The sequence below is a fragment of the Pandoraea pnomenusa genome (assembly GCF_040391475.1).
GTDB lineage: Bacteria > Pseudomonadota > Gammaproteobacteria > Burkholderiales > Burkholderiaceae > Pandoraea > Pandoraea pnomenusa_C.
Window position 1 is genome coordinate 73,362 of the sequence record NZ_JBEBXS010000002.1, and the last position, 12,915, is coordinate 86,276.

At 61.3% G+C, this 12,915-nt stretch carries 6 protein-coding genes and 1 tRNA gene; 6 read left to right on the forward strand and 1 reads right to left on the reverse strand.

Annotated features, from left to right (window positions below):
- Positions 1-155: 155 nt before the first annotated feature.
- The 3 genes from ABWO90_RS03095 (at position 156) to ABWO90_RS03105 (ending at position 3,271) form a co-directional block, all read left to right on the forward strand.
- Positions 156-1,562 (forward strand): replication-associated recombination protein A, encoded by a 1,407-nt coding sequence (locus ABWO90_RS03095; RefSeq protein ID WP_353189734.1) that lies wholly within the window; start codon positions 156-158, stop codon positions 1,560-1,562.
- Positions 1,563-1,770: 208 nt separating this feature from the next.
- Complete coding sequence (gene serS, locus ABWO90_RS03100) at positions 1,771-3,078, forward strand: serine--tRNA ligase (protein WP_353189735.1); 1,308 nt, start codon at positions 1,771-1,773, stop codon at positions 3,076-3,078.
- Positions 3,079-3,180: 102 nt separating this feature from the next.
- A tRNA-Ser gene (locus ABWO90_RS03105) sits at positions 3,181-3,271 on the forward strand.
- Between the two features lie 343 nt (positions 3,272-3,614).
- Here the strand turns inward: ABWO90_RS03105 and ABWO90_RS03110 are convergent.
- Entirely contained in the window at positions 3,615-4,004 is a 390-nt protein-coding gene (locus tag ABWO90_RS03110; protein WP_353189736.1) for a response regulator transcription factor, read from the reverse strand.
- 531 nt (positions 4,005-4,535) lie between these two features.
- Here ABWO90_RS03110 and ABWO90_RS03115 point away from each other — a divergent pair.
- The 3 genes from ABWO90_RS03115 to ABWO90_RS03125 all read left to right on the forward strand — a co-directional run bounded on the left by ABWO90_RS03115 (position 4,536) and on the right by ABWO90_RS03125 (position 12,866).
- Entirely contained in the window at positions 4,536-10,049 is a 5,514-nt protein-coding gene (locus ABWO90_RS03115) for a trifunctional serine/threonine-protein kinase/ATP-binding protein/sensor histidine kinase (protein ID WP_353189737.1), read from the forward strand.
- A 295-nt stretch (positions 10,050-10,344) separates the two neighbouring features.
- Positions 10,345-11,340, forward strand: coding sequence for an alpha/beta fold hydrolase (locus ABWO90_RS03120; RefSeq protein WP_353189738.1), 996 nt, complete (start codon positions 10,345-10,347; stop codon positions 11,338-11,340).
- A gap of 71 nt (positions 11,341-11,411) precedes the next feature.
- Complete coding sequence (locus ABWO90_RS03125) at positions 11,412-12,866, forward strand: catalase (RefSeq protein ID WP_353189739.1); 1,455 nt, start codon at positions 11,412-11,414, stop codon at positions 12,864-12,866.
- Positions 12,867-12,915 lie beyond the last annotated feature (49 nt).

Below are 12,915 nucleotides of genomic sequence, written 5' to 3' on the forward strand. Positions count from 1 at the left end.
TTTTTGCCCATGCCTGGCGTCGTGACGACGGCAGTGAAAGTGCCGAAGTGACCGAGACCCGTGTTACGGGCATGCCGGCCGCCGGGCTGGCATAATGGGGACATCTGATTATCCGAATGCGGCCGGGGACATCCCCGGCCGCGCTGCTTGAGAACATGCCACACGACGCCCCGCTGTCGGCTTCGGTGCCTCTGGCCGAGCGCCTGCGCCCCCATACCATCGACGAAGTGATTGGCCAGCGCCATTTGCTGGGCAAGGGCAAGCCTTTGCGTGTGGCATTCGAAGCGGGCCGTCCGCACTCGATGATTCTGTGGGGGCCGCCGGGCGTGGGCAAGACCACGCTCGCGCGCCTGATGGCCGACGCGTTCAAGGCCTATTTCATCGCGCTGTCGGCGGTGCTCTCCGGTGTGAAGGACATTCGCGATGCGGTCGAGGCCGCACAGATCCAGCGCGCGCATGGCAAGCAGACCGTCGTGTTCGTCGACGAGGTGCATCGCTTCAACAAGGCGCAGCAGGACGCCTTCCTGCCGCACGTCGAGTCGGGACTCTTCATTTTCGTGGGCGCCACCACCGAGAATCCGTCGTTCGAAGTGAACGGCGCATTGCTCTCGCGCGCTGCCGTGTACGTGCTCAAGAGCCTGAACGACGAAGAGCTGGGCGAGATGGTCACGCGCGCAGCACATGAACTCGACGACATCGGCATTACCGACGAAGCGCGTCAGGCGCTGATCGACTCGGCCGACGGCGACGGGCGCAAATTGCTCAACAACGTCGAGATCGTGGCGCAGGCGGCGACGTCTCAGGATCTCGATACTGTTGACGAAGCATTGCTCGCGAGTGTTCTCGCCGAGAATCTGCGCCGCTTCGACAAGGGCGGCGACGCCTTCTACGATCAGATCAGCGCCCTGCATAAATCGGTGCGTGGCAGCTCGCCCGACGGCGCGCTGTACTGGTTCTGTCGCATGCTCGATGGCGGTGCCGACCCGCGTTATCTCGCTCGACGAATCGTTCGCATGGCTTGGGAGGACATCGGCCTGGCCGACCCGCGCGCGGCGCGTATTGCGCTCGACGCCGCTGAAACCTACGAGCGTCTCGGCACCCCCGAGGGCGAACTGGCACTGGCGCAGGCGATTCTGTATCTCGCGTCGGCACCGAAGTCGAACGCGGGCTACAACGCGTATAACCAGGCGAGGGCCTTCGTCGGCAAAGACAAGTCGCGCGCCGTGCCGATTCATTTGCGTAACGCGCCGACCAAGCTGATGAAGGAGCTGGGCTACGGACATGAGTATCGCTACGCGCACGACGAGCCCGACGCCTATGCCGCAGGAGAGACCTATTTCCCCGACGACTTGCGTGCGCAGAACTGGTATCGGCCGGTGCCGCGCGGGCTGGAAGGCAAGATTGGGGAGAAGCTCAACTGGCTGAAGTCGCTCGACGCCGAATGGCGGCGAGCGAATGCCAAGGGGAGGAAATCCGAGGCGCCGGTGAAGGCATCCGGTGCGGGCGGGACGTCTTCCGACAAGGCGCCACCGGCCGAGCCGTCCGACGACGAATCGGCCTGACGCGAACGCTGCCGCCGTCTCATAAGGGCAAGTCCTCACCGGACTGTGGCAGGCGCCGAACACCGAACGTGCCAAATGGGGTCATCCCGTTGTGCGTTTGGTAAAATCCCCGGTTTGATGCCGCATTCGGCGCCGAGAGACGGCGCGGGGCGGCCAGAACGAATTTCATGGCCCACGTGTGTGGGCCGCTAACGACAGACATCCCACCATGCTCGACATTCAACTTCTTCGCAAGGACCTCGACGGCGTTGCTGCGCGACTCAAGGCGCGCGGTTACACGCTGGACGTGGCGGCATTTGCCGCACTCGAGGCGGAGCGCAAGCAGATTCAGACGCAAACCGAGGAGCTGCAGGCGCGCCGCAATGCGCTCTCGAAGCAGGTCGGCATGAAGAAGGGCAAGGGCGAAGACGCCTCGGCCGAGATCGCTGAAGTCGGTGGCATTGCGGACACGCTCAAGGCGTCGTCTGTGCGTCTGGACGAGATTCAGACGCGTCTGTCGGATCTGTTGCTGGGCGTGCCGAACCTGCCGCACGAGAGCGTACCGGTCGGCTCGGACGAAACGCAGAACGTGGAGGTGCGCCGCTGGGGCACGCCGCGTCAGTTCGATTTCACGCCGCGCGATCACGTCGATCTCGGTGCGGCGTTGGGTCTGGACTTCGACGCAGCGGCCAAGCTGGCTGGTGCGCGCTTCTCGGTCATGAAGGGGGGCATTGCGCGTCTGCATCGCGCGCTGGCGCAATTCATGATCGACACGCACACGTCGGAGCATGGCTATACGGAAACGTATGTGCCGTACATCGTGAATGCGGCGTCGATGCGTGGCACGGGTCAACTTCCGAAATTCGAAGACGACCTGTTCAAGGTGCCGCGCAAGGTCGGCGGTGGTGACGAAGGCGAGCGCATCGAGAACTTCTATCTGATTCCGACGGCGGAAGTGTCGCTGACGAATCTGGTGCGCGACGAGTTGCTCGACAAGGATGCGTTGCCGATGCACATGGTGGCGCATACGCCGTGCTTCCGCTCGGAGGCGGGCAGCTATGGCAAGGACACGCGCGGCATGATCCGTCAGCATCAGTTCGACAAGGTCGAGTTGGTGCATGTGGTGCGTCCGGAGCAGTCGTACGACACGCTGGAGATGCTCGTCGGCCATGCCGAAGCGATCCTGAAGAAGCTCGAACTGCCGTTCCGCACGATTGTGCTGTGCACGGGCGACATGGGCTTCGGTGCGGCGAAGACGTACGACATGGAAGTGTGGATTCCGGCGCAGAACACGTATCGCGAGATCTCGTCGTGCTCGAACATGGAGAACTTCCAGGCGCGCCGCATGCAGGCACGTTTCCGCAACGACCAGAACAAGCCGGAACTGGTGCATACGCTGAACGGTTCGGGTCTGGCGGTGGGACGTGCGTTGGTGGCGGTGCTGGAGAACTACCAGAACGTTGATGGTTCGGTGACGGTGCCCGAAGTGCTGCGTCCGTACATGGGCGGCATCGAACGCCTCGATCCGGCCAAGTAAAAAAAGTTGAAAAAGGGGTTGGCAGCCAAAGAAATTCGGCTATAATCTCTTTCTCGCTGCTTGAGGCCACTCAGGCAGCGAACCAAAGCAGAAAGAACGCTTGGAGAGGTGGCAGAGTGGTCGAATGCGCCGGACTCGAAATCCGGTATACGGTTATACCGTATCGTGGGTTCGAATCCCACCCTCTCCGCCAAGCACTTTGCTTTGCAACGAAATGCCCGCTAACCCTAGCGGGCATTTTTGTTTCTGCGGTAGGGACCTTTTTGTCCAATCATGCTCACCGCATTGGCGAGTGAATCCACGGCGAAGTGGGCGGGGCGTCAAAGCCCTTCATCGTTCGCCCATCCAGGTATTTCCATCAACTTCTGTAGCGGCGCAATTCTTTGAACGTGCCAGCCTGCCCATGCCCGGTGCAAGTCGTACGGCCGGTCCGGGCCTTCTCGGATTCCATCGACGAGCCGACCGCATGGCCCCGTGACACTCACAACGCGGATAAATGGCCTCCCGACGAGAGGCCAGCGCACCACCGGCGCGCATCATGGCTCGTCAAGCGCGACGCGGAGCCAATGCCCGATCGCATCGGGCTCGACAGGCTTACCCAACACCACCAGTGCGCCCGCGGCAAGTGCTCTCGACGTCAGGTCGGCCGTCGGAAACGACGTGATGAAAATGGTGGGGATCTGGTAATGAAGTGCTCGCATCCGAATTAGCATCTCGACCCCCGACATTCCGGGCATCATGACGTCGGAGATCACGCAAGCCGTTTCGTTGAGACAGCCAGATCTCAGGAATTCCTCTGCCGACCCGAACAGGTGTGTTTGTCTACCGAACGACCGCACGAGACTTCCCGTCGCGAGGCGGAAGGCTTCGTCATCGTCAACAATCGAAACAATCTTGGCGGCACGCAAGAGATCGGCCTCGGACATCAGGAAAGAGGTAGCACATGCCTAAGCGTCAGACCGCGTGGCGGGAACTTCGGCACATGCTTTGAAGGTGACCAGCGTAAATCTCATACCCCGGACGGGGAATAGTACCGACGTATTAGTGCAGTGCATCATATGGTGTATTGACTGCATACCGAGAACTGCTATCGTTCTCCGCGGCATCAGGTAGATTTCAGCGCTGCTTGCGGGTGGGGCATGGGGCGAATTGCCCGTGACGTGTGGGAGGGCCCGGACTGCCTGGCGGTTGCAGGGCAAGCGTGGCGCGAACTTGCGGCCGGGGCGTCGCTCATGCTGAACGTGTTCTCACCAATGGCGTAATGTCTGCACAGCTACGCCAGCAACACATCGGGTTTTGCCGCCAATCGTCGTTTTTACGATGACGTGGATTGAAATACCTTCAACGTTCGCCGATCGGGATGTGCCGGGAAAATGACGTGGCGCCCGTTAGGGAAACTGTCCGACGCCAGGCGGCTGAGGACTGCTGATAAAGATTGACACAGGGCGACGGTTCCAATGGGTGAGAGACTTCAGATTCTCTGGGACGATGGCGAGCGGATCGTCTCTCGAGGTGTTCGTCCGCACGAGGGCGGAAGCCGCAGCTTTCTCTATGCGTATCCGACCGCGGAACATCCATTGCCGGCCAGTATCGAGCGGCTCAGCCACGAGTTCGGTCTAAGGGACGATCTCGATGCCGCCTGGGCCGTCCGACCGCTCAAGCTGTTGCGTGAGGACGACCGCACCATGCTGCTGCTGGAGGATCCCGGCGGAGAACCGCTCACGACGCTGATCGGTGCCCCCATGGAGACGGGAGAATTCCTGCGAATGGCGCTCTCCATTGCCGCCGCGCTCGTCGAACTCCATAAGCACGGGCTGTTTCACCGCGATCTCAAACCGACTCACATCCTTGTCAATTGCGGGGACGGACGCGCTCGTCTGACGGGATTCGGGCTGGCCTCGCGGTTGCCCCGGGAGCGCCAGGCACCGGAACCTCCCGAGACCATTTCCGGCACCCTTGCCTATATGGCGCCCGAGCAAACCGGTCGAATGAATCGGTCCGTCGACTCGCGTTGCGATCTCTATGCGTTGGGTGTCACCTTCTACCAGATGCTTACCGGCGTGCTGCCGTTCTGGGCGACGGATGCCATGGAGTGGGTGCATTGCCACATCGCCAGAATGCCCGTGCCGCCTGCCGAGCGCGTGAGTGTTCCGAGTGTGGTGTCCGACATCGTCATGAAGTTGCTCGCGAAGACTGCCGAGGACCGTTACCAGACGGCTGCGGGTGTCGAGCACGACCTCAAACGTTGTCTGGCGCATTGGGAGGATCAGCGTCGTGTCGATGGTTTTCAACTGGACGAGCACGGCTCGCGAGACCGGTTGATGATTCCCGAAAAACTGTATGGGCGCGAGCGCGAGGTCGGCACGCTTTGCGACGCGTTCGAACGGGTGGCCTCGAGTGGTGAATCAGGGCTGGTCCTTGTCTCAGGCTATTCCGGTATCGGAAAATCTTCTGTCGTCAACGAATTGCACAAGGTGCTGGTCCCGCCGCGCGGGCTCTTCGCGTCCGGCAAGTTCGATCAGTACAAGCGCGACATTCCCTATGCAACGCTGGTTCAGGCCGCCCAAAGTCTGGTGCGAGGACTCCTCGGCAAGCCAGATGCCGAATTGGCTGCATGGCGTGACGCGTTGCTGGGCGCGCTCGCGCCGGATGCGCGCCTCGTCACCGATCTCATTCCCGAACTCGCGCTGATTATCGGCGAGCCGCCCCCGGTTCAGATGTTGGATGCTGCGCAGGCGAAGCGCCGATTTCTACGGGTGTTTCAACGCTTCATCGGGGTCTTTGCAACGCAGGCACACCCACTGGTGCTTTTCCTGGACGATCTGCAATGGCTCGACAACGCGACGCTGGACTTGCTCGAAGGCCTGGTGACCGACACCAATCTGCGCTACCTCATGCTCGTGGGTGCGTATCGCGACAACGAAGTCGACGTTTCTCACCCGCTGAGCGGCAAGCTTCAGGCGATTCGGGACGCGGGCGCAAGCGTCGAAGACATCAAGCTGACGCCGCTGTCCGTCGAGCACATCCGACAGTTGGTCGAGGAGACCTTGCAGGGCGATGCCGAGGGAAATGCACCGTTGGCACGATTGGTCGCGGAGAAGACGGCGGGTAACCCATTCTTCGTCATTCAATTCCTGCACGCGCTGGCAGAAGAACAACTGCTGCACTTTGATTACATTGCGCTTCGTTGGCGCTGGGACGCTGACGGCATCCATGCGAAAGGCTTTACCGACAACGTTGTCGATCTGATGGTAGGCAAACTGACCCGACTACCAGCGCCAACGCAGCAGGCGTTGCAGCAGATGGCGTGCCTCGGCAACGTGGCGCAAACGGATGCGCTGGCCACTATCTTGAGTGTTGAAGGGGCCGCAGTCCCCGACATGCTGTGGGAGGCGGTGCGACAAGAGCTGGTCGTGCCGCTCGGCGATGCCTACGCGTTTGTTCACGATCGGGTTCACGAAGCGGCGTATTCGATGGTTCCCGCAGGTAGCCGGGCAGAGACTCACCTGCGGATCGGCAGACTGCTTTCATCGCAGATGTCGCAGGACCGCCAGGAGGAGGCGATCTTTGACATCGTCGGGCAACTCAATCGCGGATTGACGTTGATATCGGACGCGAGCGAGCGGGAGCGATTGGCGGAATTCAATCTGCGCGCCGCGAAACGTGCCAAGGCCTCAACGGCGTATGCGTCGGCGCTGGCTTATCTTGTGACCGGCGCCGGACTACTGGCCGACGATTGCTGGGGACTTCGGCATGATCTGATCTTCGCGCTGGAGTTGCATCGCGCGGAGTGCGAGTTCCTCACAGGACAGCTTGCGGCGGCGGAGTGTCGACTCGCCACGCTGTCGACGCGAGCCATGTCGACGCAGGAGCGCGCCCGTGTGACGTGTCTTCAGGTCGACCTGTATCTGGTGCTGGACCAAAGTCAAAACGCCGTGACGGTTTGCCTGGCCTTCCTTCGTCATGTCGGTATCGAATGGACGCCACATCCCGACGAAGCCACGGTGCGTCGCGAGTACGAGCGCATCTGGTCATTGCTCGGCGAGCGCGATGTTTCCGATCTCATCGATCTGCCGCCCATGAGCAACGCAGCTGCGCTGGCAACGATCGAGGTATTGACATCGCTCCAACCCTCGGCGGTGCTGACCGACCGAAATCTCGGCTGTCTGTCGAACTGCCGGGCGATCACGCTTAGCCTTGAGTATGGCAACGGCGACGCGTCGTGCGTGGCCTATGCCAACTTTGCCCGGTTCGCCGGACGGCTCTTCGGGAACTACCCCGGGGGATTTCAATTCGGAAAACTCGGTTGCGCATTGGTGGAGCGAGGCGGGCTGGTGCGCTACGAAGCCCGGACATATCACGCATATTCCATATTCGTCGCGCACTGGGCGCAGCCGATTCGAAACTGCGGGGCCCAACTGCGTCGCGTCTTCGATATTGCCAATCGTGTTGGCGATCTGCCGTACGGCGCGTTTTCGAGCAACTGCCTCATATCGAATCTCCTCTTCATTGGTGTGCCGCTCTCCGAACTGCAGATTGAAGCGGAGCGCTGCCTTGCGTATGCGAAGCGGGTTCGGTTCGGCGTCGTCATCGATTTTCTGGAAAGCCAGCTCGCCATCACCCGGATGTTGCGAGGATTGACGCCGAAATTCGGCTGTCTCGACGACGATACGTTTGACGAAGCACGTGCCGAGCAACACGTGTCGAGACCCTCCGGTGCGATAGCGGCTTGCTGGTACTGGGTGAGAAAGCTGCAGGCACGCTATTTTGCCGATGACATCGAGTCGGCGATGCACGCGGCCTCAAGGGCGAGCGAGTTGGGGTGGACCTTGCACGCCTTCCTGGAGGAAGCCGAATATCACTTCTATGCCGCGCTGGCGCGAGCGCGTCATTGCGATAGTATCCCTGCCGACGAACGCCTGCAGCACTTGAGCGTGTTGGGCGAGCATCATCGGGATCTTCAGACTTGGGCAGGTCTGTGCTCGGAGAATTTCTCGAGCCACGCGCAATTGGTGGGCGCCGAGATCGCCCGCCTGGAAGACCGGTTGATTGATGCGGAGCATCTCTACGAGCAGGCCATCCTGTCGGCACAGGAGAGCGGCTTTGTTCATATTGAAGCGCTGGCCAACGAGCTCGCCTCCCGGTTCTACGCGGCGCGAGGACTTGGAAAAATTTCTCGCGTGTACCTGCGCGAAGCGAAGTTCTGCTACCACCGTTGGGGCGCCGACGGAAAAGTGGCGCAGCTGGAGGAGAACTGCCCCTCCCTGATTTCGTCTCGGCGAACGAACGGGATGACGCCGGCGTCGACGATGACCATCGATACGCCGGTAGAACAACTCGATCTGGCAACCGTCATCAAGGTGTCGCAGGCAGCGTCTGGCGACATCGTCCTGGAAAGGCTGATCGACACGGTCATGCGAACGGCGGTCGAGCAGGCGGGCGCAGAGCGAGGGCTGTTGATCCTGTCGGCAAGGGGCGATCATCGTGTTTCAGCACAGGCGACAACCGGTGACGGGGGCGTGCGTGTGCAACTGCACGATGTGCCGGTGAGCCCGCAGATACTACCGGAATCGATTCTCTATCACGTTCTGCGCGCAAGGGAGAGCATCATCCTTGAAGACGCGACGGCTTCACATGCGTTCGCCACCGATCCCTACATTCGCGAGAACCGCGCCCGTTCGGTGCTATGCCTGCCCCTGATGAACCAGGCAAAGGTGGTGGGTGCACTGTATGTCGAGAACAATTTGACGGCAGGCGTTTTCTTCCCCGCACGCATCGCGGTGCTCAAGCTGATCGCATCGCAGGCAGCAATCTCACTGGAAAACGCGCGGTTGTATCGAGACGTCGAGGCACGTGAGGCAAAGATCCGGCGCCTCGTGGACGCCGACATTATCGGGATCGTTGTCTGGAATGCCGAAGGCGATATTCTCGAGGCCAATGACGTGTTCCTTCAAATCGTTGGATACGGACGCGACGATCTTGTGGCGGGGCGGCTGCGTTGGCGGGATCTGACGCCTGTGGAGGCGCACGAGGGTGCGGATCAGAAGCAGCGGGAGCTCAGGGAAACCGGGCGTGTCGATCCGTTTGAAAAAGAGTATGTGAGAAAAAATGGCACGCGCGTGCCCGTCATCGTTGGTCTGGCCACTTATGAGTCCGGCAGGAACGAAGGCGTCGCCTTCGTCCTCGACATCACGGAGCAGAAGCAGGCCGAGGAGAGAATTCGCGAGACCGAACGACGCTATCGCGAGGTACAGACGGAAATGGCGCATGCGAACCGCGTGGCAACCATGGGGCAACTCGCGGCGTCGATTGCACACGAGGTGAATCAGCCGATCGCCGCGACCGTGACGAACGCGCAGGCTGCACAGCGATGGCTCAACCTGCAAAAGCCGAATATCGATGAGGCGGATCTCGCGCTCACCCGAATCGTCAAGGACACCAATCGCGCTGCCGATGTCCTGGGAAGAATTCGGCAATTGATAAGGAAGGCGCCGCCCAAGAAGGAAAAGGTGGATATCAACGCCGCTATCCTCGAAGTGATCGAACTGACGCAGTGCGAGGCGAGGAAGAGCGGCTCCGAGGTCGAGATACAGCTGGCGGAGGCGGTGCCGTGCGTTGAGGGTGACCGTGTCGAGCTTCAGCAAGTGCTGCTCAATTTGATCCTCAACGCGCTGGAAGCCATGAGCTCGGGGGGATGCGCGAAGCGTCTTTTGCAGGTGAGCACCGAGGTATCGTCGGTGGGCGGCGTGCTCGTGACGGTGAGAGACTCGGGGCCCGGCTTCGCGCAAGCCAACCCGGCGCATGTTTTCACGCCTTTCTACACGACAAAATCCACAGGATTGGGCATGGGGCTATCGATCTGTCGCTCGATCATCGACGCTCACGGCGGGGAGCTTTGGGCAAGCGCAAACGCTCCGTGTGGCGCCGTCGTGCAGTTTGCGGTGCCTGCGCATTCGAACGCCGCTGACTAAAGCAAACCAAAGCACGCCACGGCGTCATCGGGCAAAGCGATGGCGCAAAACTGTGCGATCCCACGATACCGCGCGAATTGGTGCTGTTTGAACAACACCATGAAGCGTGCCGCGTATCTACCGTCGGCATTGCCCCCCACCTACGATTCACTCCGTGCCCGGCTGGCGTCTTCGCCAAGGCCGGGTTTCACGATGACGCTCGCCTGCGTCTGCAGGCCGCCAACGCCATAGGCGCATCGCGCGGCCGACACAGTTGACCGGCGAGCCGATCCCTTCCGCAACCGGAGCATATTGCATGAAACCTGAACTTCAATTGCCTTCTGAAGGCGTGAACCGTCGAGATCTGATGCTGGGCGGTGTCCTGGCAACCGTCGCGGCCGTCGCGCCAGGCGTTGCCGGCGCCACTCCGACTCGCGATTCGGGCGGCGTTGCCGCTCATGGCGCCTCGGGAGGTCATGCCGTCGACCGAATTACGACCAAGGACGGCGTCGACATCTATTACAAGGACTGGGGTCCGAAGAATGGTCCGGTCGTCACGCTCAGTCATGGTTGGCCGTTGAGCTCGGACAGTTGGGATTACCAGGCATTCTTCCTTGCTTCGAACGGCTTCCGCGTGATTGCACACGACCGTCGCGGTCACGGTCGTTCGAGCCAGCCGTGGGACGGCAACGACATGGACCACTACGCCGACGATATGGCTGCGGTTATCGATGCCCTGAATCTCAAGAACGTGACGGCAATCGGTTTCTCGACGGGCGGGGGCGAAGTGACCCGTTACGTCGGCCGCCATGGCAGCTCGCGCGTGGCGAAGGTCGCGCTGGTGTCGGCGGTTCCCCCGCTGATGGCCAAGACGCCCGGCAACCCCGGCGGCGTGCCGGTGGAAGTCTTTGATGGCATGCGGGCGGCAATGCTCGCGGATCGCTCGCAGTTCTTCCGTGACGTGGCGAGCGGCCCGTTCTATGGCTTCAATCGACCGGGTGCAAAGCCTTCCCAGGGGATGATCGACTCGTGGTGGAGCCAGGGCATGATGGGCGGCTTCAAGAACACCTTCGACTCGGTGAAGGCCTTCTCGGAAACGGATTTCACGGCAGACCTTGCTAAATTCACGATGCCCACGCTGATCGTGCACGGCGATGACGACCAGGTGGTGCCGATCGACGTCGGTGGCCGCGCAACGAAGAAGCTCGTTCCGCACGCGATTCTGAAGGTCTACAAGGGCGCGCCCCACGGTCTTGCTGAAACGCACAAGGATCAGCTCAACCAAGACATTCTGGCCTTCCTGCGTAGCTGACCATCCACTGGGAGCGTCTTCGATCGATTCCTGTCTTTCGAGACGCTTCCGACACACTGACGAGATCCCCCATGTCTGATCGGAAGCTGACGACGGCGAATGGTGCGCCGGTCACCGATGATTTCAATATTCAAACCGCCGGCCCGCGTGGGCCGGCGTTGCTTCAGGATGTCTGGTTGCTCGAGAAGCTTGCACACTTCGATCGTGAAGTCATTCCCGAGCGTCGGATGCATGCGAAGGGGGCGGGCGCGTACGGCACCTTTACGGTGACGCACGACATTACCCGCTATACGCGAGCCAGCCTGTTCGCTTCGATCGGCAAGCAGACACCGCTTTTCGCGCGCTTCTCGACGGTCGCCGGCGAGCGGGGTGCAGCCGACGCGGAGCGAGACATTCGAGGCTTCGCGCTCAAGTTCTACACGGATCAGGGAAACTGGGATCTCGTTGGCAACAACACCCCGGTCTTCTTCTTCCGCGATCCATTGCGCTTTCCGGATCTGAATCACGCGGTCAAGCGAGATCCGCGCACGGGGATGCGCAGCGCTGAAAACAACTGGGACTTCTGGACGCTCCTTCCCGAGGCTTTGCACCAGGTCACGATCGTGATGAGCGACCGGGGCATCCCCAGGAGCTTTCGTCACATGCACGGATTCGGCAGCCACACCTATAGCCTCGTCAATGCAGCCAACGAGCGTCATTGGGTGAAGTTCACACTGAAGACGCAGCAAGGTATCGAGAATCTCACGGACGCGCAGGCGGGGGAGCTGATCGGGGCCGATCGCGAAAGCCATCACCGGGATCTGTTCGAGAGCATCGAGCGTCGCGCGTTTCCGCGCTGGACCATGTATGTGCAGGTCATGACCGAAGCCCAGGCGCGAGCGCACGATGTCAATCCGTTCGACTTGACGAAGGTCTGGTCGCACAAGTCATACCCGCTGCTGGAGGTCGGTGTCCTGGAGTTGAATCGAAACCCGGAGAATGTCTTTGCCGAAGTCGAACAGGCCTCGTTCGCGCCGTCGAACATTGTCCCGGGTATCGGCTTTTCTCCGGACCGCATGCTGCAGGCGCGCCTCTTCTCCTACGGCGATGCGGCGCGCTATCGGTTGGGCGTGAATCACCAGCAGATTCCGGTGAACGCGCCACGGTGTCCGGTTCACAGCTATCACAGAGACGGTGCCATGCGTGTCGACGGAAACCACGGTGCGACGCCCGCCTATTCGCCGAATGGCGCAGGGGAATGGGCAGAACAACCGGACTTCCGTGAGCCGCCACTGGCACTGGACGGCGCTGCTGCACATTGGGAGCACCGTGTCGACGACGACCACTTCCAGCAGCCGGGAGACCTGTTCCGACTGATGTCCCCGGCCCAGAAGCAAGCGTTGTTCGAGAATACGGCGCGAGCGATGGCGGGCGTGTCCCGACACATCCAGGCGCGCCACGTGGCGCACTGTGCCAAAGCCGATCCGGACTACGGGGGCGGTGTAGCGCGAGCCTTGGGCCTGGAAGCCGGTCAGGCGCGAGCCTGAACGATCAGCGAGGTCCGGTTCGCTGAACTCGGCGTTCCGGACCTTGTGT